Below are 26,359 nucleotides of genomic sequence, written 5' to 3'. Positions count from 1 at the left end.
CACGGACGCAGCGCTCCCTGCCGCTGGCTGCCCCTTGCTGCCTCTCGCCGGCCGGGCTCTTGCCTCTCGAACTATCCCGATATATCGTTGAGGCATCGCGACAGATCAACGATGGAATGGAGTGATTGCGATGCGTTCCCATGGATTCGAGCGTGGACACGGTGGGCACGGTCACCACGGCCGAGGTGGCTTCGAGGGGCTCCGGGCTGCTTTCGGGCCCTTCGGGCCGGGCGGCCCCGGCTTCGGTGGGCCCGGATTCGGGCCCGGCCCCTGGGGGCCGAGGGGGCGAGGTGGACCGCGAGGGAGGGCGCGGCGAGGTGACGTACGCGCGTCGATCCTCGCCCTGCTGAAGGACCGGCCCATGCACGGCTACGAGATGATCCAGGAGATCGCCGAGCGCAGTGGCGGGGCGTGGAAGCCCAGCCCCGGCTCGGTGTACCCCACCCTCCAGCTGCTGGAGGACGAGGGTCTGATCGCCAGCGAGACCGAGGGCGGCAAGAAGCTGTTCTCGCTCACCGAGTCGGGCCGCGAGGCGGCCGACGCCGGGCCCGAGGCGCCCTGGGAGGAAGCCTCCCGCGGTGTCGACTGGGAGGCCCTGGGTGAGATCCGCCAGGCCGGCTTCGGCCTGATGGAGGCCTTCGGGCAGGTCTGGAAGACGGGCAGCAAGGAGCAGCGCGAGAAGGCGCTCGCCGTCATCAATGACGCCCGCAAGAAGCTGTATCTGATCCTCGCCGACGAGGACTGAGCGGTGTCGGCGGCCTCCCCGCCGTGTGTGAAGGCGCCCCGTGGAGTGATCTGCGGGGCGCCTTCGTGTGCGTGGTGCGGGTGTCGGTGTGTGGTGGTGTGGTGGGGAGCTGTTGGTGTGCGGTGGTGGGGTGTCGGCGTGCGCTGACGGTGCTCAGGTCACCAATCCGGCCAGCTTGCGCAGCGACTCGTTCAGTGCCGCCGTCGCCGAGTCCTTGAGCCTGCCCGCCATCAGCGACACCGCCGCGCCCGTGAACTCGCCGTCGATGCGCACGTCCGTGGCGCCGTCGCCGTCCGGCGTGAGGGTGTAGCGCGTGGCCACGCTCACCGCCATCGGCCCCTTGCCGCGGATGGCCAGCACCCGCGCCGGCTCCAGTTCCTCGATGGTCCACTCGACCTCGGCCGGGAACCCCATGAGCTTCATGTTCTCCTGGAAGGTCCCGCCCACTTCGAGAACGGCGGGGCCGCCGCCCGGGAAGCTGGTATGGGTGGCGTTCCACTGTCCGTACGCCGACCAGTCCGTCAGCTGGCTCCAGACCTTCTCGGCCGGTGCCTCGATGCGTGCCTCCGCGCTGACTTCAGCCATGCGACCACCCCTTCGACTCGGGCTACGGTGTCGCGGAACGTAGCCGGGGGGCCTGGAACATTCAATACTGATGAACCGTCAGAAAGTGTGGAGGCGCCGGATCGGTCAACCGGATCGGTCAACCGTTCGCCCCACCTGCTCGTCCCCCGGCTCGGCCAACCGGCTTCTCCCGGCCCGTCAGCCCACCAGCCGTATCACCGCCGCGTCGAACAGATCCCACGCGCGCGGGAACGCGCTCTCCTCGTGGCGGTGCCACGCCTCCCAGAACAGGTCGGCGAGCAGGGCGTCCTCCGGGGCGTACACGCGGTAGACGTACTGTCTGCCGTCGACGGCAGACAGCGCCACCAGCCAGCACCTGCTCTTCATGTCCCTGTGGGACGTGCGATGGAGCGCCATGGTTGCGTACGAGGCGCATGGCAAGGGGGCGCACGCCCCTCCGGGATTTCCGCCGTGATCTCATCCGTAAGGAGGAGATCACGGCCGCCCGAGTCCACTCTGTGTGGGACGCGAAAATGCTTCCTCCCGGGGATGACCTGGCGCGACGCGGCTGATGGGGTAGGGGATGTGCAACCCCGTATTCCCCGGCAGTCCGCCCAGGAACAGGACTGCCGGCGCCCGGACGCCGCGGCGGACGATGCCAGGCTCAGTGACGAGCTGGCAGCGGTGATCGCCGGTGCCCGCCGCCGGGCGGTCAGGGACGGGGACCGGCAGATCGACACGGCCCACCTGCTGCACTCGCTCCTGGAACACGACCCGGACGTGTACGCCGTCTTCGGCGAGGGACCGCAGATCGCCCGCCTGCTCGGCTATCTCGTGCAGCGCACCATCGGCTACGGCCTGCGCTGGCAGGGCACCGTCGAGGACTCCGGAGCCGTACCCGTGGTGATGGACGGCCAGGGCTTCTCCCCCCTGGCCGCGAGCGCGATGGAGCACGCCCGCCGACGCGCCGCCCGGCGCGGCGACGCACAGGCCCGCGGCATCGACCTCCTCGCGGCGATCGTGACGGACCCGCAGGCGCGCGCCGTCGAGGTACTGGCCCGCGCCGGCATCGACGCGAACGCGCTGCGGGCCCGGATCGACGAGCGGCGGGACGAGTACGTCAGCGGCGACGCCGCCCGCTAGCCGGCGAAGCGGCGCGCGAGCCGTTTTGCCCGCCATGGCGGAACCCGGGCGGGAGCCGATGCCCACACCGTCGCAGAACCCGGGCGCGATTCGATCCCCACCCCATCGCCGAAGCCGGGCGCGAGCCGCTCCACCATGGCTGAACCCGGGCGCGAGCCGCTCCACCATGGCTGAACCCGGGCGCGAGCCGCTCCACCATGGCTGAACCCGGGCGCGAGCCAACCCCCACGCCATCGCCGAACCCGCGCGCAAGCCATTCCTCGCCCTCGGCTACGACCCGAACCGCCCGCAAGCCGTTCCTCACCCCCGTCCCCGAGCCCCAACCCGCGTCCACTCGGTGAGACAGGTGTCATCGGGGATGACGCTCCTGTCAGCGCCTGTCATCATGTGCGGGTGCGTAACTCTGGGAGCAGTCAGGCCGGCCGGGGCAAGGGCGTCGGGCTCGGTCTGGCGATCGGGTCCGCGGTCGCCTTCGGAGGTTCCGGCGTCGCGGCCAAGCCGCTGATCGAGGCGGGGCTCGACCCGCTCCACGTGGTGTGGCTGCGCGTGGCCGGCGCCGCCCTCGTGATGCTGCCGCTCGCCGTGCGCCACCGTGCCCTGCTGCGCAGCCGGCCCGCGCTGCTCGCCGGGTTCGGCCTGCTCGGCGTGGCCGGCGTACAGGCCTGCTACTTCGCCGCGATATCCCGGATCCCGGTCGGGGTGGCGCTGCTCGTCGAGTACTTCGCGCCCGCCCTCGTCCTCGGCTGGGTGCGGTTCGTGCAGCGGCGGCCGGTGACGCGGGCCGCAGCGCTCGGCGTGGTCCTCGCTGTCGGCGGTCTCGCCTGCGTCGTCGAGGTCTGGTCGGGCCTGAGCTTCGACGCGCTCGGACTGCTCCTCGCGCTCGGCGCGGCCTGCTGCCAGGTCGGCTACTTCGTCCTGTCCGACCAGGGCAGCGATTCCGGTGACGCCGCACCCGACCCGCTCGGCGTCATCGCCTACGGCCTGCTCGTCGGCGCCGCTGTCCTCACTGTCGTGGCCCGCCCCTGGAGCATGGAGTGGTCGGTCCTCGCGAACACCGCCGACATGAACGGCACCCCGGTCGCGTCCGCCGTGCTGCTGGCCTGGATCGTGCTCGTCGCGACGGTCGTCGCCTACGTCACCGGCGTGCTCTCCGTGCGCCGGCTCTCGCCGCAGGTCGCCGGAGTCGTGGCCTGTCTCGAAGCGGTCATCGCCACCGTCCTCGCCTGGTTCCTGCTCGGCGAGCACCTCTCGGCGCCGCAGATCATCGGTGGCGCGGTCGTCCTGGTCGGGGCGTTCATCGCGCAGTCGTCCGCGCCCGCCAAGACCTCTGCCGAGCCGGTGGCGAGCGGCGGCCCGGAACGCGAGCTGTCCGCCCGCGGAAACGTCGTCTGACGGCACCGACCCTCGCCGGCCCCCTGCTCATGCTCGGGTCGGTCGCGGGCCTCGCGGTGGCGGAGTCACCCGGGGCGACGCGGGAGCGAGAGCGGGAGCCGTTGCCGGCATGACGCCGAGGGGTCCTGCACCGCAGAGGTGCAGGGCCCCTTCGCTCACCCCCGGCGTCGGCGCAGCAGGTGCTCGCGTGCCGCCGCGTCGCGTGGACCGCCCCGAGCCACGAGATTCGCCGCGATCCTGTCCTTGACCTCCTCGGTCCGGTGATTGGCGTACTTGAACTTGGCCCGTACGCCGGTCACTTCGAGCCGCACGCCGCGCAGCCCGGACAGCATGCGGCCGTACGGCACCTCGCCCACCGCGACCGCCGCCGAGCCGCCCTCCGGCTGGAAGTGGCCGACCTGGCGGTTGAGCAGTTCGGCCTTCTCGGCGGGGTCGTCCACGACATGGGCCAGGCACCGGAGTTGGACCGCGGCGTAGAAGCTGGTCGGCGTGCCGTGCTCGGGCGGGTCCTGAGGTGCCGCCTGCCACGGGCCGGGCACGTACACGTAGTCGTCGACCACGCTCAGCACGACCTCGGGGTTCGCGAGCAGCGCGGCCCACATCGGGTTGGGGCGGGCCAGGTGCGTCAGGACCTCGCCGCGCTCGGCGTCGTACAAGAAGTGCAGCGGCTGGGCGTACGGCGGCTCGCCGTCCAGGCCGTTGACGAGGAGCTGTCCGAAGTCGTGGACGGCCAGCCACTGCTGCCACTCCGCGTCCGCATGCGGCGCGTCCCAGGGGTGGATCAGCATCACAGGGCTCCGAGGTAGCCGGGGAGCTCGGTGCCGGGGGCGAGGTCCGGGTCGCCGACCGGCGCCTCGTAGCCCTTGCGCAGCGGGACCACGCCGGCCCAGTGGGGGAGGGCGAGGTCTTCGGGCTCGTCGTTCACGCCGCCGGTGCGCAGCTTGGCGGAGACCTCGTTCAGGTCGAGGCGGATCACGGCGGTGGCGGCCAGCTCCTTCTTGTTCGCGGGGCGGGAGTCGGCCGACCGGCCCGGCACCACATGGTCGACCAAGGCGTCGAGGGCGACCCGCTTCTCCTCGGGGTCCGTCACGTCGTACGCGAGGCCGTGCACGACCACCGAGCGGTAGTTGATCGAGTGGTGGAAGGCCGAGCGCGCCAGGATCAGTGCGTCGACATGCGTGACCGTCAGGCACACCGGCAGTCCCGGGTCGGCCTGACCGGTCATCCGCAGGGGGCGCGAACCGGTCGAGCCGTGGACGTACAGGGTCTCGCCGACCCGGCCGAACAGCGTGGGCAGGACGACCGGCGCGCCGTCGCGCACGAAGCCGAGGTGGCAGACGTAGGCCTCGTCGAGTATCGCGTGCACCAGTTCCTTGTCATACGACGCCCGGTCCGCGGAGCGCGTGGGGACGGTGCGGTCGGTCGGCGTGTAGGCGGCGGGCGGCGACGTCGGCTGCTGGGTCCCCTGCATGGCCCTCTCCCTTGCAAGATGTATTGCACTAGTGCATAATGTGTTTTGTGCTAGGAGGATATCGGATCGAAGGTCGACGCGCAGCCGAGATTGCGGCGAGCGTCGAGCATGCGGTGGCTGCCGGGGAGCTGGAGCCGGGGCAACTGCTGCCCCCTATGCGGGAGTTGGCGGTCGAGCTGGGTGTGAACCCCAATACGGTCGCCGCCGCGTATCGCACCCTGCGTGAGCGCGGGGTGATCGAGACCGCGGGCCGACGGGGCAGCCGGGTGCGGCCCAGACCGGCCACGACCGGGCGTGAGTACGTCCGAGTGGACGTGCCCGAGGGCGTGAAGGACGTGGCGAGCGGCAACCCCGACCCGGCGCTGCTGCCTTCCCTGGCGAAGGCATTCTCCGCCGCGGCCGAGCAGGCGGACCGGGAACCGGTGCTCTACGGAGAGGACCCCCTGGAGCCGCAGCTCGCGCGGATCGCGCGCACCGAGCTCGACGCCGACGGGGTGCCCCCGGGGCCGCTCGCCGTCGCCTCAGGCTCCCTCGACGCCATCGAGCGCGTCCTCGTGGCCCACCTCAAGCCGGGCGACACCGTCGCCGTCGAGGACCCCGGCTGGGGCAGCCTCCTCGACCTGATCCCGGCCCTCGGGCTGCGCACGGCCCCGGTCACCGTCGACGACGAGGGGCCGCTGCCGGACGACGTAGGGCGGGCCCTCGACGCCGGGGCCCGCGCCCTGATCGTCACCGACCGGGCCCAGAACCCCACCGGCGCGGCGGTGACGGCCTCGCGCGCGCGTGCCCTGCGTGCCGTGCTCCGCGAGCACCCCGACATCCTCCTGATCGAGGACGACCACGGCCACGGCATCGTCGACCTCCCCCTGCACCCCCTGTCCGGCACCACCCGCACCTGGGCCTTCGTCCGCTCGGTGGCCAAGGCCTACGGCCCGGACCTGCGACTGGCCGTGCTCACCGGGGACGAGGTCACGGTGGACCGGGTGCGCGGACGGCAGCGGCTCGGCGCAGGCTGGGTCAGCCGGTTGGTGCAGCGGGCCGTGGTCCGGCTGTGGACCGACGGCGGGCACGACCCGAGGGCGGTGGCGGCGGCGTACGGCAAACGCCGTGACCTGCTGATCGACGCGCTTGCCGAGCGAGGGATCGAGGCGCACGGGCGCAGCGGCCTGAACGTCTGGATCCCGGTCCCCGACGAGACGGGAGCGGTGGCCCGACTGCTGCACGCCGGGTGGGCGGTGGCGCCGGGGGCCCGCTTCCGGTCGAGCGCTCGGCCCGGCATCAGGATCACCATCTCGACGCTCACCGAGGAGCAGGCCGCCCCCTTGGGGGACGCGGTGGCAACGGCGGTGGGAGGGCCGGCCCCGACGAGGAGCTACGTATGACCACGCGCCCTGCAGTTGCCTGAAGGGGCGCGGGGCTGTTTCGATATGCGGCTCCGCCGCGTGGGCGCGACCAGCCAGATCCGTCCCGCAGCCGCCGAGAATCCCCACGCCCCCACCCATCAGGCGCCCCGCCGCACTTGAGTAAGCGCGGCCCCCGCAAGAACGATCACCGCACCCACCGGCGTCGACCAGTTCAGCGACTCCCCCAGCAGAGCGACCCCCGCACCCGTCGCGATGACCGGAATGAAGTACGTGACCATCTGAGCCGTGGTCGGCCCGACCTCAGCCACCAGACCGTACTGAATCAGCACGGCAATCCCCGTACCGAGCGCACCCAACGCCACGATCGCCAGCAACGGCAACACCGGGAAGCGCGCCGGCGCAGAGGTGAACAGCGGTGTCACAACGGCCAGTTGCCCCGTGGCCAACAGCAACTGCGCCCCGGTCAACGACAGATGGGACTCGCTCGACCCGGCAAGCGTCCGCCGGACGTATATCCACCCGACGGGATAGCTCAAGGAGGCCAGCAGCGCCATCACCGTCCCCGTCGCATCGAGCCCGTGAAATCCCTGCCAGGCCCCCAGTACCGTCAGCACCCCGAGAAACCCGATACCGAGACCGGCGACCCTGACCCGAGTCGGCCGGTCCTCCGACAGCGCGACCAGGGACAGCGCCATCCCCCACAGCGGCGAGGTCGCGTTGCAGATCCCCGCGAGCGTGGACGGAATCGTCAACTCGGAGTACGCGAACAGCGAGAACGGCAGCGCGTTCAACAAAAACGCGGCGACCGCCAGATGCCCCCACGTACGCGCCCCGCGCGGCAGCCGCTCCCGCTTCACCGCCATCGCCGCCGCCAGTACCGCCGTACCGAACACCAGCCGCCCGAGCGTCACCTGGAACGGGGCGTACCCATCGGTGCCCACCTTGATGAGCAGGAAGCTGAAGCCCCAGATCAGGGAGAGCGCGGCGAAGCGCAGACGCCAGTCGAAACGGGCGCGGGGACGTGGACGAGGCGCGGCTTCGGCCGGGACGCGAGAGGGGGTGACGGTGGTCATGGCAGCAACGATGACGCAGACGATCTCGTAGCACAATCGAGATTTCGCACCCGATATCTCGTAGCATTGCTTACATGTTGAACCTGGAGCGCCTGCGCACCCTCGACGCCCTCGCCCGCCACGGCTCGGTCAGCGGCGCCGCCGAAGGGCTGCACATCACGACGTCCGCCGTGTCGCAGCAGATGTCCAAGCTGGAGCGCGAGGTCGGCCAGCAGCTCCTCGCCAAGAACGGCCGGGGTGTGCGGCTCACCGACGCCGGCCGGCTGCTCGCCGACCATGCCGCGCGCATCCTGTCGCAGGTCGAGCTGGCCCAGTCCGACCTGGAGGCGCAGCGCGGGCAGGTGGTCGGTGAGCTACGGCTGGCCGCGTTCCCGACGGCGCTGCGGGGCCTGTTCCCCTCCGCGCTCGCCGCGCTGCGGGCCGACCACCCGGGGTTGCGGCTCCGGTCGCGAGAGCTGGAGCCCGAGCAGGGAGTGGACGCCGTGATCCGCGGCGACGCCGACCTGGCCGTCGTCCTGGACTGGTACAACAAGCCCCTGCCCATGCCGGAAGGGCTCGCCAAGGCACCGATCCTCGACGATCGCGTGGAGATCGCCATGCCCGAGGAACACCCGCTCGCCGACCGGCGCGAGGTCGACCTGGAGGACTTCGCGGACGACGAGTGGGTCGCCTGGCCCGAGGGCGCGTTCTGCCACGAGTGGCTGCTCTACACGCTGCGCACCAAGGGCATCGAGCCCCGTATCGCCCATTGCGCCGAGGAGCATCACACCCAACTCGCGCTGGTCGCCGCCGGGTTGGGCGTCTGTGTCGCGCCCCGGCTGGGCCGCGACCCGATGCCGCTCGGGGTGCGGGCCGTGCCCGTGCGGCACCGGGTGCACCGGTACGTCTACGCGGTGTGGCGTGCGGACGCCGACCGCCGCCCGTCGATCCGGGCGGCGGTCGAAGCTCTGCAGGCGGCGGCCGAGAAGGTCGGCTGACGCGCCCTACAGGGACCCCAGCTTCCGGAAGTCCCAGGACACGATCTTCTCGGGCGTCAGCCGCACCCACGCGTGCCGGCCGTCGTGCGGCATCTCGTCGATGCCGAAGTTCTTGCGGGCGAACAGCGTCTCGGGCACGTCGAGTTCGGCCCGCAGCTCGCCGACGCGCGGTATCTCGCCCACGAACTCGACGGTGCCGGACAGCTCCACGCCGCGCAGCTGCTCGTACTCCTCACCCGTGTCGATCACGATCGCGACCCGCGGATCGCGGCGCAGGTCGGTCCACCGCTTGCTGCGGACGACCGAGTACAGCCACAGCGAGGTGCCGTCCCAGGCGAACCACAGGGCGCTGACATGCGGGAACCCGTCGGCGGACACCGTGGCGACCCGGCAGGTGCGCTGTTCGGTGAGGAACTCGTCCAGCTCCCCGGGCGTCATCATGATCTTCCGGCCCCGGCGCTGCTGAGTGACGGTCATGCGGCCCCCTCTTCTCTCACGTCGTGCCAGAGGAGAGATCCTCTGACATCACGTCAGAAAAGGATGAGTCGTCTTCCGTCACGGCGCAATGGTGGTTCCGTCCACACGTCATGGTGGTTCCGTCCTCACGTGAGGGTGGCTACGCTCGCCCGCCCATGCCGCCGTCGGTCACAGGGGGAACCATGCCGTCGTACGCAGAGCTCAGCGAACTCCTCGACCCCGAGACCACCGTCCTGCTCACCGTCGAGTGCCAGCAGGGCGTCGTCGGACCGGACAGCGCCCTGCCCGAACTCGCCAAGGAGGCGCGGGACTCGGGCGCCCTCGCCAACGTGGCGCGACTGGTGGCAGCGGCCCACGAGAGCGGCGTCCAGGTGATCCACGCGATAGCCGAACGCCGCCCTGACGGTCGCGGCGCCAACCGCAACGCCCGCCTCTTCCGCGCCGCCGCCCGACTCCCCGTCCAGCAGCTGTCCGGTACCGAGGCGGTGTGCGTGGCGGAGCCGATCGAGGTCGCCGAGGAGGACCTGGTCGTACGGCGACTGCACGGCTTGTCGCCCGTCCAGGGCACCGATGTCGACGCGTTGCTGCGCAACCTGGGCTGCCGCACGCTCGTGATCGCCGGTGTCTCGGCCAACGTGGCCGTCCCCAACGCGGTGTTCGACGCCGTCAACCGCGGCTACACGGCCGTCGTGCCTTCGGACGCCATCGCGGGGGTGCCGTCCGACTACACCCCCGCGATGATCCGCAACACCCTCGCATTGGTCGCCACGGTCGCGACCACGGACGAGGTGCTGGACGGCTTCAGGCGTCCGCGCGGCGTCAGGCGAGCGTGATCGAGTCGCCCGACACGCTGATCTGCTTGGCCTCCAGCGGCTCGGTGGCGGGCCCCTTCTTCACACTGCCGTCCAGGACGGAGAACTGGCTCTTGTGGCAGGCGCAGGTGATGGTGTCACCCGCCAGATCGGTCATCGGGCATTTCTGGTGGGTGCAGATCGTCGAGAAGGCCTTGTACTCGCCCGCCGTCGGCTGCGACACCACCACCTTCTCGTCGCTGAAGACCTTGCCGCTGCCCTCCGGGATGTCGCTGGTCTTCGCGAGCGCCGCCCCGCCGGCGCCGGACGAGCCGCCCGCTTCGGTGGTCTCCCCGGCGCCGGCGCCCTGTTCGGTGGACGAGCCGGACGCGTCGTCCTCCGACCCGCACGCGGTCAGCGCAACGGCGAGCCCCGCCGCGCCGACTGCCGCCACGACGCTGCGACGGCTCGGTTTCGACATCGGCTGAACTGATTCGCTGCTCATGCGGACGTTCCTTCCCGTCATTCGTGATCTGCCGAGATGTACGGTCCGTGAGGACCGGCTGTTCAGACGTTGTCGGAATCCTGACCCGGTCCGGCGAGGACGCGGGTAAAGCGGAGCTGTCGGTTCCCTGTCCATGGCTGTCGGTCTGCTGTCGGCGCGAACGCATCGCCGCCCGCCCCGGCCGTCCCGGCCCCCCGCCCCTGCGCCAGTAACCTGGGGCGATGCTCAAGGAAGTCATCGCGACCCGCTACATCACGCCCCTGCGTGAGGGCGGCTCGCTGCCGGGGCTCGTCGAGGCCGACGACTTCGGGACGTACGTCATGAAGTTCACCGGCGCCGGACAGGGCCGCAAGACGCTGGTCGCCGAGGTCGTCTGCGGTGAACTCGCCCGCAGGCTGGGCCTGAGGGTGCCCCGGCTGGTGACGGTGGAGCTCGACCCGGTGCTGGGGCTCGGTGAACCCGACCAGCAGGTGCAGGAGCTGCTCAGGTCCAGCGGCGGCACCAACCTCGGCATGGACTTCCTCTCCGGCGCCCTCGGCTTCGACCCCCTTGCCTTCCGGGTGAGCGCCGAGGAGGCCGGCCGGATCGTCTGGTTCGACGCGCTGGTGAACAACGTCGACCGGTCCTGGCGCAACCCCAACCTGCTGATGTGGCAGGGCGAGCTGTGGCTCATCGACCACGGCGCGACCATGATCTGGCACCACAACTGGCCCGGCGCGCAAGGATCGGCGGCCCGGCCCTACGACGCCTCCGACCACGCCCTCGCCCCGTTCGCGCCGGATGTGCGGGCCGCCGCGGCCGAGTTGGCGCCGCTCGTCACCGAGGAACTGCTCGCCGACGTGACCGCCGAGATCCCGGACGTCTGGCTGGCCGGCGAACCCGGCTTCGACACCGCGGACGACCTCAGGCGGGCCTACGCGAGGCCGCTGCTGGCACGGGCGGCCACCGTCCACGAGCGCGTCACCGGAATCGAGGGAAGCAAGTGAGCGAGCGCCACATTCACATGGCCGGCCATGTGGTCGAACGCCACATCATCCGGGGCGGCGATTCGAGCGACCGGGACGTCTTCGAGTACGCCCTCCTGCGTGTCGTACCCCGTGTCGAACGCGGCGAGTGCATCAACGCGGGCGTACTGGTGTACTGCCGGGCCCGGGGCTACGTCGGTGCCCGCACCCACCTGGACGAGGCGCGGCTGCTCGCCCTCGACCCGGACGCGGACGTGGCCGGCGTGCGGGCCGCCCTCGGGGCCGTCGAGAGCGTCTGCGGCGGCACTGAGGCGGCGGGGCAGGCCTCCGGCGACGACGCCGGGCGGCGCTTCCGCTGGCTGATCGCGCCCCGCTCGACGGTCGTCCAGCCGGGGCCCGTGCACACCGGGCTCACCTCCGATCCGGCGGCCGAGACGGAGCGGCTGCTCGATCGGTTGGTGAAGTGACGGATCAGGTAATGGATCACATGCGCGCGGTGGCCGTTGACACCGCGTGCCAGGACTTCTAGCGTCACGTCCATCGAAGGTACTAAGCGGTCGCTCACCTGAGGAGAGTCACTGATGTCCACCACTGAGCAGCGGGTCGCCGTCGTCACCGGCGGAGCGCGCGGCATCGGCGCCGCCACCGCCGTACGCCTGGCCGCCGAAGGGCGCGCGGTCGCCGTGATCGACCTCGACGAGGGCGCCTGCAAGGACACCGTGGAGAAGATCACCGCGGCCGGCGGCAAGGCCATCGCGGTCGGTTGCGACGTCTCCGACGAGGCGCAGGTCGAGGCGGCCGTCGCGCGGATCGCCGAGGAGCTCGGCGCCCCGACGATCCTGGTCAACAACGCGGGCGTGCTGCGCGACAACCTGCTGTTCAAGATGAGCGTCGCCGACTGGGACACGGTCATGAACGTGCACCTTCGCGGCGCCTTCCTGATGTCCAAGGCGTGTCAGAAGCACATGGTCGACGCGGGCTTCGGCCGTATCGTCAACCTCTCCTCGTCCTCCGCGCTCGGCAACCGCGGCCAGGCCAACTACTCCGCCGCCAAGGCCGGTCTCCAGGGCTTCACCAAGACCCTCGCCAAGGAACTCGGCAAGTTCGGCGTCACGGCCAACTCCGTCGCCCCCGGCTTCATCGCCACCGAGATGACCAAGGCCACCGCGGAGCGCGTCGGCATGGGCTTCGAGGACTTCAAGGCCGCGGCCGCCACCCAGATCCCCGTCGCGCGCGTCGGCGAGCCGGAGGACATCGCCAACGCGATCGCCTTCTTCACGGGCGAGGCGGCCGGCTTCGTCTCCGGCCAGGTGCTGTACGTCGCCGGCGGACCGCTCGACTAGGGAACTGGGGACACACGGACATGACTGCACTGCCTGAACTCTCCGGCAAGGTCGCCCTCGTCACCGGTGCCAGCCGCGGCATCGGCTACGGCGTCGCCGAGGCGCTCGTCGCCCGCGGTGACCGCGTCGTCATCACCGGCCGGGGCGAGGACGCCCTCAAGGAGGCCGTCGAACAGCTCGGCGCCGAGCGCGCGATCTACGTGGCCGGCAAGGCGCACGACGAGGCCCACCAGGCCGCCGCCGTCGAGCGCGCCATGGAAGCCTTCGGCCGGGTCGACTACCTGGTCAACAACGCCGGCACGAACCCCGTCTTCGGTCCGCTCGCCGACCTCGACCTGGGCGTCGCGCGCAAGGTCTTCGAGACCAACGTGATCTCGGCACTCGGCTTCGCCCAGAAGACCTGGCACGCCTGGCAGAAGGACAACGGCGGCGCGATCGTCAACATCGCCTCCGTCGCCGGCATCGCGCCCTCGCCGTTCATCGCCGCCTACGGCGTCAGCAAGGCCGCGATGATCAACCTCACCCAGCAGATGGCGCACGAGTTCGCGCCCAAGGTGCGGGTCAACGCCATCGCCCCGGCCGTGGTGAAGACCAAGTTCGCCCAGGCCCTGTACGAGGGCCGGGAGGCGGAGGCCGCCGCGGCCTACCCGCTGGGCCGGCTCGGCGTGCCCTCCGACATCGGCGGCGCCGCCGCGTTCCTCACTTCGGACCAGTCCGACTGGGTCACCGGGCAGACGCTCGTCGTCGACGGCGGCATCTTCCTCAACGCCGGCGTCGGCTGACGCGCCGACGTAGGACCACGACTCAGGGCACGGGCGCCGCTGGACACGAGCGGCGCCCGTGTCGACGTTTCGGGAGATCACCGGCCGTTGACAACGTAGTCACCGCCAGGTCGGGCAAGCGCTACCTGAGACGGGAGGTCCACGGCCCGGAACACTGCGGTATCGTCTGCCGACCCTTGGTATGGCAGATCGAGGAGCGTGCGCGTGTTCAACCGGATCCGACGCCTGCGGCAGGTGGCGGCCACCGCGTCCATATCGGCCCTGGTGGCAGGGTGCGGCGTCCTCTCGTCCGATGCGACGGAGGAGGAAGGCCCGATCGTCGTGGGGACGACCGCGGCGCCCAGCACCCTTGATCCCGCCGCTGCCTGGGACAGCTCGTGGGAACTGTTCCGCAACATTTACCAGACGCTTCTCAGCTACCCCTCCGGCGCGACCGCGCCCGAGCCGGACGCCGCCGAGAACTGTCAGTTCACCGACGGCTCGAACATGAAGTACAAGTGCGAGCTGCGCGAGGGCCTGAAGTTCTCCGACGGGCACACGCTCGACGCGCAGGCGGTCAAGTTCTCGATCGACCGGATCCGGACGATCAAGGTCCAAGGTGGTCCCGCCCCTCTGCTGGACAGCCTCGACCGCGTCCAGGTGCTGAACGACCGCGAGCTCGTCTTCCACCTCAACAAGGCCGACGCGACCTTCCCGTTCGTGCTCGCCACGCCCGCGATGTCGATCGTGGACCCCGAGGAGTACCCGGCCGACAAGCTGCGCGAGGACGACAGTGTCGTCGGGTCCGGCCCGTACACCCTCGAGTCCTACGACGAGGGCGAGAAGGCCGAGCTCGTCAAGAACGACACGTATCAGGGATACGCGGAGCGCAAGAACGACGCGGTCACCATCCGGTACTTCCAGGACTCGCCGACCATGGTCGGCGCCCTGCGCGACAAGGAGCTCGACGTCGCCTTCCGTGGCCTCGCCGCCGACGACATCGTCGACCTCCAGGCCGACGACGATGACGAGCTCCAGCTGATCGAGGGCTCCGGCACCGAGATCAACTACCTGGTCTTCAACCCCAAGGACCCCATGGCCGGCAAGGAGGCCGTCCGCAAGGCCATCGCCCAGGTCGTCGACCGCCCGGCCATCGCCCACAAGGTCTACAAGGACACCGTCGAGCCGCTGTACTCCATGGTCCCCAAGGGCCTGACCGGACACACCACGGGTTTCTTCGACGACTACGGCGACCCCAGCAAGGCCAAGGCCCGCAAGATCCTCACCGACGCGGGCATCACGACCCCCGTCCCGCTCACCCTCTGGTACACCAGCGACCGTTACGGCTCGGCGACCAAGGCGGAGTTCGAGGAGCTGAAGAGCCAGCTGGAAGGGTCCGGCCTCTTCGAGATCACCCTCAAGAGCCGCCCCTGGAAGACCTACGTCACCGGCTACCAGAACGGCGAGTACCCGGTGTTCGGCCGTGGCTGGTTCCCCGACTTCCCGGACGCGGACAACTTCATCGCGCCGTTCGTCGGCAAGCAGAACGCGCTGGGTACGCCGTACGTCGTGCCCAAGATCACCGAGACCCTGCTGCCCAACTCCCGGGCCCAGAGCGACCGTGCCAACGTGGTCAAGGACTTCGAGGACGCCCAGCGGATCCTCGTCGACGACGCGCGGCTGCTGCCGTTGTGGCAGGGCCGGCAGTACGTGGCCGCGAGCGCGGAGATCTCGGGCGCTGAGCGGGCGCTGGACCCGTCGACGATCATGATGGTGGGCGAGCTGTACCGCAAGACGAGCTGGTAGGCCGTCCCACCGGCTTCGGCTGCCGGTCGGCGTGTGCGTTGCCGGTCGGCGTGTGCGTCGCCGGTCGGGATGCGCGGTGCTTGGACGGGATGTGCGGTCCGCGGGGCGATTGTCAGTGGTCGCCTGTAGGTTCTGAGACCTGGAAGCGGCCTCTGGTCGTGGACCGCACATCGTCTGCCGCACATCGTAAGGAAGTTGACGTGACCGACATCGCCATGCTGCCCGAGTCCTGGCGCGGGGTTCTGGGTGACGAGCTGCAGCAGCCCTACTTCAAGGAGCTGACGGAGTTCGTCGAGGAGGAGCGGGCGAAGGGTCCCGTCTATCCGCCGCGCGAGGAGGTCTTCGCGGCGCTCGACGCGACGCCGTACGACAAGGTGAAGGTCCTGATCCTCGGCCAGGACCCGTATCACGGCGAGGGCCAGGGCCACGGCCTGTGCTTCTCGGTCCGCCCCGGCGTGAAGACGCCGCCCTCGCTGCGCAACATCTACAAGGAGATGAAGGAGGAGCTCGGCCTCCCCGTCCCCGACAACGGCTATCTGATGCCCTGGGCCCAGCAGGGCGTCCTGCTGCTCAACGCGGTGCTGACGGTCCGCGGCGGCGAGGCGAACTCGCACAAGGGCAAGGGCTGGGAGAAGTTCACCGACGCGGTGATCCGCGCCGTGGCCGAGCGGCCCGACCCCGCGGTGTTCGTGCTGTGGGGCAACTACGCCCAGAAGAAGCTCCCGCTCATCGACGAGACGCGGCACGTGGTGGTCAAGGGGGCGCACCCCTCGCCGCTGTCGGCGAAGAAGTTCTTCGGTTCCCGCCCGTTCACGCAGATCAACGAGGCGGTGGCCCGGCAGGGGCACGAGCCGATCGACTGGCGGATCCCGGACCTCGGCTGATCCGGCGCCGGACCGGTCCCTCGGCTGACCCGTCCGCGGGCCGGTCCCTCGCCGGATCTCGGCCGACCCAGTGCCGGGCCGGTCCCTCGCCGGACCGGTCCGGTGCCGTACGGAGCCGCCTGCCCCGGATTGCCGGTGGTGGCCGTTAGCGTCGAAGAGATCATCCGACGAGGGTCCGGAGGACGCGGTGGCGGAGCAACAGGAGCAGGCGGCGCCGGATGCGGTGCTGACGCGGATCGGGCAGGTCGTGATCCTCCATCACGCGGGTGACCGGGAGGAGGCCCGGCGCCGGTTGCTGGACCTGTGGACGGAGCTCGGCGAGGACGGCGACCCACTGCACCGGTGCACTCTGGCGCACTACCTGGCGGACACGCAGGACGACCCCTCGGACGAGCTGGCGTGGGATCTGCGGGCGTTGACGGAGGCCGAGAGTGCCAGTGGCGCGGTTGCCGTGCGGGCGCTGTATCCCTCGCTGCATCTGAACCTGGCCGCCGACTATGTGAAGCTCGACCGCGCGGAGGCCGCGCGTGTGCATCTGCGGCGGGCGCGGGGGGCGGCGGGGGTGCTGGGGGACGACAGGTACGGGGACGGGGTGCGGGCGGAGATCCGGCGGTTGGAGGCGTGGTTGGGGGACGGGGTGTAGGTTCCGCGAGTTCGGCCGGCGCGCTTTCCGGTTGGCCGGCGTGGGGGCTGGGCGGGGGTGGGTCGCGCAGCCCGGCGCCGGCGGGTGTCGCCTTCTTTGGGACGGGTGCCGCCCCTGCGGCACGACCGCCCGCAGGCTGGGCGAGCTGCGGCTGGGCGGGCTGCGTGCGGGCCAGGCGGGCTGTGCGCGCTACGTGGCCCACCGGCTGCGCGGGCTGTGCAGGACACGTGGCTCGTCGGCTGCGCGGGCCGCGCCGGCTCCGCAGGGACGCGCACGTACTGCCCCGCCCCATCCCGGCCCCCTCCCTACACCTCAGCGGCCGTACGTCTGGTCGCAGATCTTCGACTCCGGGCTGCCCGCCTTCCAACCGCCGTACTGCCTGCCCAGCGCGCAGACGTCCGCGTTCTTCGGGGCCTCCGGGCGGATCGGCTGTGGTATGTCGGGGACCTTCACCGACGGCCTCTTCGGGATGTCGGCGGCCGGACGGCGGGGTTCGTGGTGCTCGGGACGTGGGTGTGGGTGCGCTCGACGCCCCGGGGGTTCGTGGGCCGGTGGCGGGGTGGTCGAGGGCGCGGAGTGGGCGGTGGACGGCGTGGGGCTCGGGCGGTGGGACGGGTCGATCAGGGTCAGGGCCTCCTGGGCCGGCGCCTGCACGATGGGCTGTTCCGCCGGCCTGCTCGGTCCGGGCGCCGGCGGCTGGGACGGTGGCGGTGGGCCGGGCGGCGGTGCCTGCTGGACCGTCACACAGCCGGAGAGGGCCGAGACGGCCACGGTGACCAGGAGCGTTGCGGTGGTCGTCGTTCGATGCACGCGCGCAACTCTGCTGGTTCCGACGGCCGTTGGGACGGCAGACCAGCAGAGGTTGATCCACACGAGTGATCTCTGACCCCGTACGGGCGGCGTCGCCCGCCGCGGCTGACGTCAGTCGCCGGTGGCGCCGTCGAGGCGCTCGCGGATCAGGTCGGCGTGGCCGTTGTGGCGGGCGTACTCCTCGATCATGTGGGTGTAGATCCAGCGCAGGTTGAACTGCTCGCCGCTGCGCCGGTGCCTGCCCTTGGAGAGGTCGTCCAGGCCGAAGCCGGCCGCGTTGCGCCGGGCGGTGTCGATCTCGGCCTGCCAGGTCGTGCACGCCTCCTCCCAGGTGTCCGCCTCGGTGAGATGGAACTCGCCGTCGGGGTCCTCGTCGGAGTAGTAGATCGGTCCCGCGTCCTCGTTCATGAGCACCTTGCGGAACCAGCCGCGCTCCACCTCCGCCATGTGCCGCACCAACCCCATCAGGGACAGCTCGGACGGCTCCACGGAGGCGGTCCTGAGCTGGGCGTCGGTCAGGCCCTCGCACTTCCAGGCGAGGGTCTGCCGGTGGTAGTCCAGCCAGCCCTCCAGCATCGTGCGCTCGTCGGCGGTGGTTGAGGGCTCATGGCGTTCGGTCTCGGTCGTCATCCCCGCATCCTCGCCCAACTCCGGCTCGATCACGAGGAGTTTTCACGGTCACCGGATTCACCGGATTCACCGGATTCACCGGATTCACCGGATTCACCGGATTCACCGGATTCACCGGACTCACCGAACTCACCGGATTCACCGGCCGAACATCCCGTCGAGCAGTTCGCGCAGCCCGGCCCGGACCTGCTCCAGGCTCGGCACCTCCGCGTTGTAGGACCCCGCCACGCAGCTGAACATCAGCCCGTCCGCCCAGGCGACCAGGGACAGCACGTGCCGGGCCGGGTCGGTCGAGCCCATCGCGGTGACGAGGGCGGTGAGCTGGTCGCGGAAGCGGGCGCCCGTGGCGTCGAAGTAGGCGCGCAGCTCGGGGCGGCGCGTGGCCTCCAGGGCCAGTTCGTAGCGGGCGAGGGTGAGTTCGCGGCCGCGGGTCAGGGCGCGGTGCGTCGCCAGGGCCAGGCCGTGCACGAGTGAGTCGAGGCCGCCGCGCGGGTCCGGCATCTCGTCCAGCGCCAGGACGCGTGCCTCGCGGTCGGCGAGCCGGCGCACCGCCAGTTCCAGCAGCGCCTGGCGGGTGCGGGCGAGGTTCGACGTGGAGCCCTGAGGGAGCCCGGCCGCCTCGTCCACCGCCCGGTGCGTGAGCCCGCGCATGCCGCGCTCCGCGAGCAGGGCGAGGGCGGTGTCGGCGACGAGATCGGCGCGGGAGCCGACGGCGGTGCGTTCGGACATGGAGATCAACCTACCCGTGACACTACGTCTGTAGTACGGTCGAGGCACTGCTTCACTACATCTGTAGTTGGATCCGCTCGTCCGCAGTGGGATCCGATGCGAGGAGGAGCCATGGAACAGCTGAGGCGGGCCATCGTGATCGGCGGCGGCATCGGCGGCCTGACCGCGGCGGCCGCACTGCACCGAGGCGGCTGGGACGTCACCGTGCTGGAGCGGGCCCCCTCCCTGGAGCCGGTCGGCGCGGCCATCTCCCTCGCGCCCAACTCCCTGCGCGCACTGGACGTCATCGGGCTCGGCGACGAGATCCGCGACCTTGCGGCATGGCAGGGCGACGGGGGACTGCGCACCCCGTCCGGGCGCTGGCTCTCCCGCACGGACGCCGACGCCGTGGCCGCACGCTTCGGCGGGCCTCTCGTCCTGCTGCACCGGGCCACCCTCATCACCAGCCTGGCCGCACAGCTCCCGTCCCACGCCATCCGCACGGGCGTCGCCGCCACGGTGGCCGACCCGGGTGACACCAACCGGGCCGCGCGCGTGAGCACCCCGGACGGTGAACTGGAGGCCGACCTCGTGGTGGCCGCCGACGGCATCCAGTCCGCCGTGAGGCGCGTCCTGTTCCCGGAGCACCCCGGGACCGTCTACTCCGGTTTCACCACATGGCGGGTCGTCATTCCGGTGCCCGGTGTCGAGTTCGCCTCGCACGAGAGCTGGGGGCGGGGCCGCATCTGGGGCTCGCACCCGCTCAAGGACGGCCGGGTCTATGCGTACGCCGCCGCGCGCACGCCCGCCGGTGAGCGCGCGCCCGACGACGAGAAGGCCGAACTGCTGCGCCGCTACGGCGACTGGCACGACCCGATCCCCGCGATCCTCGCCGCCGCCCGCCCCGAGGACGTCCTGCGCCACGACGTCCACCACATCGCCGACCCGCTGCCCGCCTACCACCGGGGCCGGGTCGCCCTGGTCGGAGACGCCGCGCACGCCATGCCGCCGACGCTGGGGCAGGGCGGCAACCAGGCCATCGAGGACGCGATCGTCCTCGCCCTCAGCCAAGTTCCCGGCTCCCCTCCCACGTCCGGGAACCCCGTCTGCGACGGCCTCGCCGCCTACACGGCGGCTCGCCTCCCTCGTACGACCGCCATCGCCCGCCAGGCCGTCAGGATCAGCCGCCTCAACATGACGACCAGCCGCACCGGGATCGCCGTACGGAACACGGCGCTCGCCGCGGTGTCCAAGGCAGCGCCCCTGATGTTCCTGCGGAGCTTCGAGGGCATCGCCGACTGGCGGCCGCCGCAGGCGCCGTATGCTGCCGGGCAGACCCCGGCAGGCAACCGTCAGAAGACCCCCGCAGGCAATCCGTGAAGGAGAACACCCCGTGAAGGTCGGCTGCATCGGACTCGGTGACATCGCGCAGAAGGCCTACCTTCCGGTGCTCGCCTTCCAGCCCGGTGTGGAACTGCATCTGCAGACCCGTACGCCCGCGACGCTCGCCCGGGTGGCCGGCAGCCTCCACCTTCCGCCCCGGCAGCGGCACGAGGACCTCGACTCGCTCCTCGCCCAGGGCCTCGACGCCGCTTTCGTGCACGCGCCCACCGTGGCGCACCCGGAGATCGTGACCCGGTTGCTGGAGGCGGGCGTGCCGACCTATGTCGACAAGCCGCTCGCCTATCGGCTCGCCGAGTCCGAGCGGCTGGTGGCGCTCGCCGAGCGGCGGGACGTGAGCCTCGCCGTCGGCTTCAACCGGCGTTACGCCCCCGGCTATGTGCAGTGCGCCGACCATCCGCGCGAGCTGATCCTGATGCAGAAGAACCGGATCGGGCTGCCGGAGGAGCCGCGCTCGATGATCCTCGACGACTTCATCCACGTCGTGGACACGCTGCGCTTCCTGGTGCCGGGCCCGGTCGACGACGTGACCGTGCGTGCCCGCGTCGAGGGCGGCCTGCTGCACCACGTCGTGCTGCAGCTCGCCGGGGACGGGTTCACCGCGCTCGGCGTGATGAACCGGCTCAGCGGCTCGGCCGAGGAGATCCTCGAAGTGTCCGGGCAGGACACCAAGCGTCAGGTGCTCAACCTCGCCGAGGTCGTCGACCACAAGGGGCAGCCGACCGTCCGGCGGCGCGGGGACTGGGTGCCGGTGGCCCGGCAGCGCGGCATCGAGCAGGCGGTGCTGGCCTTCCTCGACGCCGTGCGCGGGGGCAAGGTGCTCAGCGCCCGGGACGCGCTGGCGACTCATGAGTTGTGCGAGCGGGTCGTACGCGCGGTTCAGGATCGCTCCGCCTGAGCCGCGGCCGCAGGGTCCGGATGCCCTCGCTGCCGCACCATGCCGCCATGATCAGCAGTGCCGTGTACACCGGCCACTCGCCGAAGCGGACAAAGGGCGTGGTGCCGCCGGCCAGCGGCACCTCGTAGACCGTGCTCGTGCTCGCGCTCGTGCCCAGCCAGGAACCGACGCGCTCCCCGCTCGGGCCGTACACGGCCGAGACGCCGGTCAGCGTCGCGTGCACCATGGGCCGGCCGGTCTCGGCGGCGCGCAGCGCGGCGAGCGAGGCGTGCTGCTCGGGTGCCCAGCTCTGCTGGAACGTCGAGGTGGCCGACTGGGCGATCAGCACCTCGGCGCCGTCGTCGACGAGGTTGCGGCCCATGTCGGAGAACGCGGACTCGAAGCAGACCATCGGTCCGATGCGCAGCCCGTGCCCGGCGTCCATCACGACCTGCTGCGTGCCCTGCCTGCGGTCCTCGGCCGCCGCCTCGCCCACCGAGGTCGCCCAGCCCAGCAGCGAGCGGGCCGGTATGTACTCACCGAAGGGGACCAGCCGCATCTTGTCGTAGCGGGCGCCGGTCGGGCCGTCCGGGCCGACCAGGATCGAGCTCTTGTAGATGCCGGGCTTGTCGGAGCGCCGCGCGTCCACGTTGACCAGGATGTTCGTCGCCGTCTCCCGCGACAGCGCGGCGAGCCGCCGGGCGAAGTCGGGGCGGTCACGCAGGTCGAAGCCGACGCTGCTCTCGCCCCAGACGACCAGGTCGACGTCCTGGCCGGCCAGCTCGCGGGTGAGCTGCTCCTCCCGGTCGAAACGCCGGTCGGGACCAGGGACGACACCCGGCTGCACGACGGCGATCCGGACCCGGTCGCCGACGTCCGGGCGCGGTGACCACACCCACACGGCCGACGTGGCGACGGCCGTGGCGAGCAGGCCCGCCACGGCCGGTGTCCGGGAGTTGCGCACCACCACCAGTACGGCGACCGCGACATTGACGGCCACGACGAGGAAGCTGATCAGCCACACGCCGCCCACCGACGCGAGCCGCAGCGCGGGCTCCACCTCCCACTGACTGGAGCCCAGCACGCCCCACGGCCCGCCGAGCCCCTGCCAGGAGCGGACGAGCTCGATCAGCAGCCAGCCCGACGGCAGGACGACAAGGGCCGCCGCGACCCGGCCCGTGGGCGGCGTCCCGGCCAGCAAGCGGCGCACGAGCAGGCCCCACGGGGCCCACAGCGCGCCGAGCAGGGCGGCGATGACGAAAGTGAACACATGCAGGTTCGGCAGCAGCCAGTGGTGCATCGCCAGCATGAAGCCGAAGCCGCCCCACCAGCCGTCGTACAGCGCCCGTTTCCCGGTCGGCGCGGTGCGGAGCAGCGCGATCCACGGGACGAGGGCGACGTACGCGAACCACCACAGCGACGGCTCGGGGAAGGCGAGCACGGGCAGCGCACCGGCCAGCGCGGCGGCGGTCGAGCGCCGCCACGGTGAGGCGAGCCAGTGGCTGATCGTCTTCATGCGGTGTCTCCTACCCCGTGGTCTCTCCAGTGTGCTCGCCGGCACTGACAGTGGGACAGTCGGCGTCCGCTCACTCGATCATGGCCGCGGCGGTTCAGTCGATCATGGCCGGGGCGGTCGGTTCGGGCAGGCGCCGCCATTTCTCCGCCACGACCACCTCGCGCAACCGCCAGCCGTCGTACGTCCGCAGCAGAGCGAAGGTGTACCGGCCGCCGCACACGAAGTCGGGGGCGGAGGAGTGCTCGCCGGTCTCGGCGAACCGCATCGGATTGACGTAGTCGGCCTGGACACTGGCCGTGTCGCCGGTGTCCTGCTCCAGGATCCCGAAGCGCACCCGGCGGTTGACGATGAGATGCTGCCGCATCGAGAACAGGCGCATGCTCTCCGCGAGCCAGGCGGCGACCTTTCCGGCGTCCCCTTCGATGCCACCGGCCGAGCGGTAGTCCGCACGACCGTCGGGTGTGAACAGACTCCGGTACGCCGCCCAGTCGGCGTCGTCGACGGCCACCGCGTAGTCGGTGATGAGCTCGTCGACCGCGAGGCGGTCCCTCAGGGTGGCGAGTTCCACACGCTGCGTCATCGGCTCAGTGTTGAGCATGAGGTGGGCCGAGCCAAGAGGGCGTGCAGCGATATTCGGTGGATGTCGGACGGAGTCGGCGGCGAGGCTGTCCCCGTGAACGAGCAGAACGACCGGCCCGTCGGGCAGGAAACCAGATTCCGTGTACGGGCCCAGCACACCGAGTCCACGGTCACCGTCTACCAGGCCTACCGGCCCGGGATCGGCCTGGCCGCGGCCCGCGACGGCCGCTTCCCGTCCTCCTGGAGCCGCGAGCGCATGACATGGATCAAGCCGTCGTTTCTCTGGATGATGTACCGCTGCGGCTGGGCGACGAAGGAGGGGCAGGAGACCGTCCTCGCCGTCGAGATCAGCCGCGACGGATTCCTGTGGGCGCTGCGCAACGCGTGTCTCTCGCACTACGTGCCCGTCCTGCACGGCGACCAGGGGGCCTGGAAGCGGCAGTTGAAGTCGGCACCCGCGCGCGTGCAGTGGGATCCGGAGCGCGATCTGCACCTCAACGCCTTGCCGTACCGGTCCCTGCAGTTGGGGCTCGCAGGCGAGGCGGCCGCCCGGTACGCGGACGAGTGGATCGTCGGCATCGAGGACGTGACGTCGCTCGCCACGGAGATCCACGCGTGCGTGCGGGCGGGTCAACTGGAGCGTGCCGCCCGGCTGTTGCCTCACGAGCGGCCGTATCCGCTGGAGGAGGAGGCCCTCGCGCACCTACGGGCCTAGAGACGGCGAAGCGTCAAACGGCGACCGCGCCGGTGTGCGGCTTCAGGCCGCCTCGATGACCTCGCCGCGGATGGCGGCCGCCCATTCGACCACCAACAACTCGTACTCCGCGCGCTCCTGAGCCGACAGCGAGCCGCCCGCGCGCAGCCACAGGGCGCGTATTTCCTCGTTCACCTCGGCAGCAGACCGCACGGAACCAGGGCCTAAGGAATGGGGGGACATGCGGACAAGCCTAGGGGCAAGGACTGACAGTGCGCTACCGGACGGCTACTCACAACGTATGTGATTGGTCACGGATTTCGCCGCGGAGGTGTACTGACTGATGGGTCAGTTGTTTCGGTGCATCGCCGCACCGATGCGTGCGTACGTGTGACACGGCGTTTGCGTGACCGTCCGCTGCGGCACTGAAGCGGTCGTGATCGCCGTGTACGTCCGTACGCTTGCCGCGCCTGACGCGCCTGCCTCAGTGTCGTGTCACGCAACCCTTTGGCGGTGGCCGAAATGAGAGACGTGCTCTTGCGTCGAGTGGTGGCCGTGCTCGCGGTCGCCGGTGCGCTGGTGTTCGCGGCGGCCTGCGGCGGCGGAGCGGGCAAAGGCGCCGAACCCTCGACGTCCGCCCCGACCTCACGCACCTACACGACCCGGTCGTTCGCCATGCCGCTCAGCCTGACCCTCCCCGCGGCCCTGGACGCCTGGAAGGCGTCGGACACCCGCACGTTCCTGACCTGGGTGGGGCCGGCCAACAAGGTCCGGTTCCTGCTGCCGGAGGCGGTGTACCGGCCCGGCGGCGACGACACTCCCGAGCGGCCGCCCCGCACCTACGACGAGTACCTGAAGTACCTCCACGCACAGACCCGGCACCACGCCAGGTGGCAGGACGAGACATCCACCACCGTCGACGGCCGTGACGCGACCCTGCTGACGGGCACCACCGACGAACCGCTCGACGGGTCCCTCGGCTGCCCCACGCCCGACGGGGACGCCGCCGAGGGCTGCTACGGACTCCAGCCGGGGTACGAGTTGCGGGTCGCCGTCATCGACGCTCCCGGCAGGCCCTTGCTGGCCTGGTCCACGATCGACGCCACCCGGCCTCAGGACCGGAAGGTCGCCTTCCCGCGGTTCGAGGGCATGCTGCGCAGCCTCGATTTCCGCTGAGCCGGACCGGTCAGCCCGCCGACTCCGCCGCGTGCGGGCTGAGGGCGCCGACCGCCACCAGGACGATGATGAGGATGCCGAGGGCGATGCGGTACCAGACGAACGGCATGAAGCTCTTGGTCGAGATGAACTTCATGAACCAGGCGATGACCGCGTAACCGGACGCGAAGGCGATCACCGTGGCGAAGATCGTCGGGCCCCAGGAGACGTGGTCGCTCTCCATCGCGTCCTTGAGCTCGAAGAGCCCGGAGGCGAGGACGGCCGGGATGGCGAGCAGGAAGGAGTAGCGGGCCGCGGCTTCGCGCTTGTAGCCCATGAAGAGGCCGCCGCTGATGGTGGCGCCGGAGCGGGAGACGCCGGGGATGAGCGCCGCGGACTGGCACAGGCCGAAGATCAGGCCGTCCTTCACGTTCAGGCTCTCGAGCGACTTGCGCTGCTTGGCGGCGCGGTGCCGCCCGCCCGTCTCGTCGCGGGCCGCCAGGCGGTCCGCGACGCCGATGATGATGCCCGCGACGATCAGCATCGTCGCCGTGATGCGCAGGTCGCGGAAGGGGCCCTCGATCTGGTCCTTGAGCGTCAGGCCCAGCACACCGATCGGGATCGAGCCGACGATCACCAGCCAGCCCATCTGGGCGTCGTGGTCCTGCCGCATCTCCTTGTCGGTCAGCGACCGCAGCCACGCCGAGATGATCCGCCCGATGTCCTTGCGGAAGTAGATCAGCACCGCGGCCTCCGTGCCGATCTGGGTGATCGCCGTGAAGGCCGCACCCGGGTCCTCCCAGCCCGAGAACGCCGCGGTCAGCCGCAGATGCGCGCTGGAGGAGACGGGGAGGAACTCGGTCAGCCCCTGGACGAGTCCGAGGATGAGCGATTCAAACCAAGACATGAAGTTACGGAGTCCAAGTGCTGATCGTGGCAAGGGATGAGGGACAACCGCGTCGGCGGCGCAGTGATCGCGAGTGTCGAGGGGCAGCGTAGCGTCCCGCGCCGACAGCTCCGGCACAGGGGTTCGGTGGGGGAGCTCGCCGACCGCGGCCATACCGGTGTTGACCTGCGGCGGGGCC

Annotated in this window: 31 protein-coding genes; 17 read left to right on the top strand and 14 right to left on the bottom strand. The window is 71.0% G+C overall.

Going from position 1 to position 26,359, the window contains the following annotated elements; genetic code table 11:
* Positions 1–130: 130 nt before the first annotated feature.
* On the top strand, positions 131–745 hold the full coding sequence (locus tag ACZ7L6_RS39450) for a PadR family transcriptional regulator (protein WP_471932656.1): 615 nt from the start codon (positions 131–133) through the stop codon (positions 743–745).
* A 153-nt stretch (positions 746–898) separates the two neighbouring features.
* On the opposite strand, the gene ACZ7L6_RS39445 is transcribed toward ACZ7L6_RS39450, so the two are convergent.
* Both ACZ7L6_RS39445 and ACZ7L6_RS39440 read right to left on the bottom strand, forming a co-directional pair.
* A complete protein-coding gene (locus ACZ7L6_RS39445) occupies positions 899–1,330 on the bottom strand; it encodes a type II toxin-antitoxin system Rv0910 family toxin (protein WP_471932654.1) in 432 nt (143 codons plus the stop codon).
* A 177-nt stretch (positions 1,331–1,507) separates the two neighbouring features.
* Complete coding sequence (locus ACZ7L6_RS39440) at positions 1,508–1,696, bottom strand: hypothetical protein (protein ID WP_471932652.1); 189 nt, start codon at positions 1,694–1,696, stop codon at positions 1,508–1,510.
* Between the two features lie 198 nt (positions 1,697–1,894).
* Here ACZ7L6_RS39440 and ACZ7L6_RS39435 point away from each other — a divergent pair, with 198 nt between their 5' ends.
* Positions 1,895–2,452 carry a Clp protease N-terminal domain-containing protein gene (locus ACZ7L6_RS39435; RefSeq protein WP_471932650.1) on the top strand — a complete coding sequence of 186 codons (558 nt, stop codon included), beginning with the start codon at positions 1,895–1,897 and terminating at the stop codon, positions 2,450–2,452.
* A 387-nt stretch (positions 2,453–2,839) separates the two neighbouring features.
* Positions 2,840–3,844 carry an EamA family transporter gene (locus tag ACZ7L6_RS39430; protein ID WP_471932648.1) on the top strand — a complete coding sequence of 335 codons (1,005 nt, stop codon included), beginning with the start codon at positions 2,840–2,842 and terminating at the stop codon, positions 3,842–3,844.
* A gap of 155 nt (positions 3,845–3,999) precedes the next feature.
* Here the strand turns inward: ACZ7L6_RS39430 and ACZ7L6_RS39425 are convergent, their stop codons facing one another.
* On the bottom strand, positions 4,000–4,632 hold the full coding sequence (locus ACZ7L6_RS39425) for an FMN-binding negative transcriptional regulator (protein WP_471932646.1): 633 nt from the start codon (positions 4,630–4,632) through the stop codon (positions 4,000–4,002).
* On the bottom strand, positions 4,632–5,315 hold the full coding sequence (locus ACZ7L6_RS39420) for a pyridoxamine 5'-phosphate oxidase family protein (protein WP_471932644.1): 684 nt from the start codon (positions 5,313–5,315) through the stop codon (positions 4,632–4,634). Before ACZ7L6_RS39420 ends, ACZ7L6_RS39425 begins: the two co-directional genes overlap by 1 nt.
* A 47-nt stretch (positions 5,316–5,362) precedes the next feature.
* On the opposite strand from ACZ7L6_RS39420, the gene ACZ7L6_RS39415 reads away from it, so the two are divergent.
* Positions 5,363–6,697, top strand: coding sequence for an aminotransferase class I/II-fold pyridoxal phosphate-dependent enzyme (locus tag ACZ7L6_RS39415; RefSeq protein ID WP_471932642.1), 1,335 nt, complete (start codon positions 5,363–5,365; stop codon positions 6,695–6,697).
* A gap of 119 nt (positions 6,698–6,816) precedes the next feature.
* On the opposite strand, the gene ACZ7L6_RS39410 is transcribed toward ACZ7L6_RS39415, so the two are convergent.
* On the bottom strand, positions 6,817–7,752 hold the full coding sequence (locus ACZ7L6_RS39410) for a DMT family transporter (protein ID WP_471932640.1): 936 nt from the start codon (positions 7,750–7,752) through the stop codon (positions 6,817–6,819).
* A 74-nt stretch (positions 7,753–7,826) separates the two neighbouring features.
* On the opposite strand from ACZ7L6_RS39410, the gene ACZ7L6_RS39405 reads away from it, so the two are divergent.
* Positions 7,827–8,729: a LysR family transcriptional regulator gene (locus ACZ7L6_RS39405; RefSeq protein WP_471932638.1), complete on the top strand. Its 903-nt coding sequence runs from the start codon at positions 7,827–7,829 to the stop codon at positions 8,727–8,729.
* A gap of 6 nt (positions 8,730–8,735) precedes the next feature.
* On the opposite strand, the gene ACZ7L6_RS39400 is transcribed toward ACZ7L6_RS39405, so the two are convergent.
* Positions 8,736–9,206: a pyridoxamine 5'-phosphate oxidase family protein gene (locus ACZ7L6_RS39400; protein ID WP_471932636.1), complete on the bottom strand. Its 471-nt coding sequence runs from the start codon at positions 9,204–9,206 to the stop codon at positions 8,736–8,738.
* A 182-nt stretch (positions 9,207–9,388) separates the two neighbouring features.
* Here ACZ7L6_RS39400 and ACZ7L6_RS39395 point away from each other — a divergent pair, with 182 nt between their 5' ends.
* Complete coding sequence (locus ACZ7L6_RS39395; RefSeq protein ID WP_471932634.1) at positions 9,389–10,039, top strand: cysteine hydrolase family protein; 651 nt, start codon at positions 9,389–9,391, stop codon at positions 10,037–10,039.
* Here the strand turns inward: ACZ7L6_RS39395 and ACZ7L6_RS39390 are convergent.
* A complete protein-coding gene (locus ACZ7L6_RS39390) occupies positions 10,026–10,502 on the bottom strand; it encodes a Rieske (2Fe-2S) protein (protein ID WP_471932631.1) in 477 nt (158 codons plus the stop codon). The genes ACZ7L6_RS39395 and ACZ7L6_RS39390 overlap by 14 nt on opposite strands.
* Positions 10,503–10,723: 221 nt before the next feature.
* Here ACZ7L6_RS39390 and ACZ7L6_RS39385 point away from each other — a divergent pair, with 221 nt between their 5' ends.
* The 7 genes from ACZ7L6_RS39385 (at position 10,724) to ACZ7L6_RS39355 (ending at position 16,904) form a co-directional block, all read left to right on the top strand.
* Positions 10,724–11,488: a HipA family kinase gene (locus tag ACZ7L6_RS39385; protein WP_471932629.1), complete on the top strand. Its 765-nt coding sequence runs from the start codon at positions 10,724–10,726 to the stop codon at positions 11,486–11,488.
* Positions 11,485–11,934, top strand: a complete 450-nt coding sequence (locus ACZ7L6_RS39380) for a DUF3037 domain-containing protein (protein ID WP_471932627.1) — start codon at positions 11,485–11,487, stop codon at positions 11,932–11,934. The genes ACZ7L6_RS39385 and ACZ7L6_RS39380 overlap by 4 nt, the downstream gene beginning before the upstream one ends.
* 114 nt (positions 11,935–12,048) lie before the next feature.
* Positions 12,049–12,810 carry a 3-oxoacyl-ACP reductase FabG gene (fabG, locus tag ACZ7L6_RS39375; protein WP_471932625.1) on the top strand — a complete coding sequence of 254 codons (762 nt, stop codon included), beginning with the start codon at positions 12,049–12,051 and terminating at the stop codon, positions 12,808–12,810.
* A 20-nt stretch (positions 12,811–12,830) separates the two neighbouring features.
* Entirely contained in the window at positions 12,831–13,592 is a 762-nt protein-coding gene (locus ACZ7L6_RS39370; RefSeq protein WP_471932623.1) for an SDR family oxidoreductase, read from the top strand.
* Positions 13,593–13,796: 204 nt separating this feature from the next.
* Positions 13,797–15,377, top strand: coding sequence for an ABC transporter substrate-binding protein (locus ACZ7L6_RS39365; protein ID WP_471932621.1), 1,581 nt, complete (start codon positions 13,797–13,799; stop codon positions 15,375–15,377).
* 200 nt (positions 15,378–15,577) lie between these two features.
* Entirely contained in the window at positions 15,578–16,261 is a 684-nt protein-coding gene (gene ung, locus ACZ7L6_RS39360; RefSeq protein ID WP_471932619.1) for a uracil-DNA glycosylase, read from the top strand.
* Between the two features lie 187 nt (positions 16,262–16,448).
* A complete protein-coding gene (locus tag ACZ7L6_RS39355; RefSeq protein ID WP_471932617.1) occupies positions 16,449–16,904 on the top strand; it encodes a hypothetical protein in 456 nt (151 codons plus the stop codon).
* Between the two features lie 312 nt (positions 16,905–17,216).
* On the opposite strand, the gene ACZ7L6_RS39350 is transcribed toward ACZ7L6_RS39355, so the two are convergent.
* The 3 genes from ACZ7L6_RS39350 to ACZ7L6_RS39340 all read right to left on the bottom strand — a co-directional run bounded on the left by ACZ7L6_RS39350 (position 17,217) and on the right by ACZ7L6_RS39340 (position 19,073).
* Positions 17,217–17,714 carry a hypothetical protein gene (locus ACZ7L6_RS39350; protein WP_471932615.1) on the bottom strand — a complete coding sequence of 166 codons (498 nt, stop codon included), beginning with the start codon at positions 17,712–17,714 and terminating at the stop codon, positions 17,217–17,219.
* Between the two features lie 111 nt (positions 17,715–17,825).
* Complete coding sequence (locus tag ACZ7L6_RS39345) at positions 17,826–18,344, bottom strand: DinB family protein (protein ID WP_471932613.1); 519 nt, start codon at positions 18,342–18,344, stop codon at positions 17,826–17,828.
* A 138-nt stretch (positions 18,345–18,482) separates the two neighbouring features.
* The gene (locus tag ACZ7L6_RS39340; protein WP_471932611.1) at positions 18,483–19,073 is read right to left on the bottom strand and encodes a TetR/AcrR family transcriptional regulator; all 591 of its coding nucleotides are present in this window, start codon (positions 19,071–19,073) and stop codon (positions 18,483–18,485) included.
* Between the two features lie 111 nt (positions 19,074–19,184).
* On the opposite strand from ACZ7L6_RS39340, the gene ACZ7L6_RS39335 reads away from it, so the two are divergent.
* Together ACZ7L6_RS39335 and ACZ7L6_RS39330 are read left to right on the top strand one after the other, a co-directional pair.
* Positions 19,185–20,432 carry an FAD-dependent monooxygenase gene (locus ACZ7L6_RS39335; RefSeq protein ID WP_471932609.1) on the top strand — a complete coding sequence of 416 codons (1,248 nt, stop codon included), beginning with the start codon at positions 19,185–19,187 and terminating at the stop codon, positions 20,430–20,432.
* A gap of 13 nt (positions 20,433–20,445) precedes the next feature.
* Complete coding sequence (locus ACZ7L6_RS39330; RefSeq protein ID WP_471932607.1) at positions 20,446–21,351, top strand: Gfo/Idh/MocA family protein; 906 nt, start codon at positions 20,446–20,448, stop codon at positions 21,349–21,351.
* Here the strand turns inward: ACZ7L6_RS39330 and lnt are convergent.
* Positions 21,275–22,846: an apolipoprotein N-acyltransferase gene (lnt, locus tag ACZ7L6_RS39325; RefSeq protein ID WP_471932605.1), complete on the bottom strand. Its 1,572-nt coding sequence runs from the start codon at positions 22,844–22,846 to the stop codon at positions 21,275–21,277. The genes ACZ7L6_RS39330 and lnt overlap by 77 nt on opposite strands.
* Before the next feature lie 94 nt (positions 22,847–22,940).
* On the bottom strand, positions 22,941–23,426 hold the full coding sequence (locus tag ACZ7L6_RS39320) for a nuclear transport factor 2 family protein (RefSeq protein ID WP_471932603.1): 486 nt from the start codon (positions 23,424–23,426) through the stop codon (positions 22,941–22,943).
* A 60-nt stretch (positions 23,427–23,486) separates the two neighbouring features.
* Here ACZ7L6_RS39320 and ACZ7L6_RS39315 point away from each other — a divergent pair, with 60 nt between their 5' ends.
* Positions 23,487–24,140, top strand: coding sequence for a DUF4291 domain-containing protein (locus tag ACZ7L6_RS39315; protein ID WP_471932601.1), 654 nt, complete (start codon positions 23,487–23,489; stop codon positions 24,138–24,140).
* A gap of 42 nt (positions 24,141–24,182) precedes the next feature.
* Here the strand turns inward: ACZ7L6_RS39315 and ACZ7L6_RS39310 are convergent, their stop codons facing one another.
* Positions 24,183–24,362: a hypothetical protein gene (locus ACZ7L6_RS39310; RefSeq protein ID WP_078504336.1), complete on the bottom strand. Its 180-nt coding sequence runs from the start codon at positions 24,360–24,362 to the stop codon at positions 24,183–24,185.
* A gap of 270 nt (positions 24,363–24,632) precedes the next feature.
* Here ACZ7L6_RS39310 and ACZ7L6_RS39305 point away from each other — a divergent pair, with 270 nt between their 5' ends.
* Positions 24,633–25,295, top strand: a complete 663-nt coding sequence (locus ACZ7L6_RS39305; RefSeq protein WP_471932599.1) for a hypothetical protein — start codon at positions 24,633–24,635, stop codon at positions 25,293–25,295.
* 10 nt (positions 25,296–25,305) lie between these two features.
* Here ACZ7L6_RS39305 and ACZ7L6_RS39300 read toward each other — a convergent pair whose 3' ends face one another.
* Complete coding sequence (locus ACZ7L6_RS39300; RefSeq protein ID WP_471932597.1) at positions 25,306–26,181, bottom strand: undecaprenyl-diphosphate phosphatase; 876 nt, start codon at positions 26,179–26,181, stop codon at positions 25,306–25,308.
* Between the last annotated feature and the right edge of the window lie 178 nt (positions 26,182–26,359).

This window comes from Streptomyces sp. NPDC107522 (assembly GCF_055657525.1).
The sequence above is the reverse complement of the archived record's forward strand: the minus strand, read 5'-3'. Positions and strand labels throughout refer to the sequence as shown.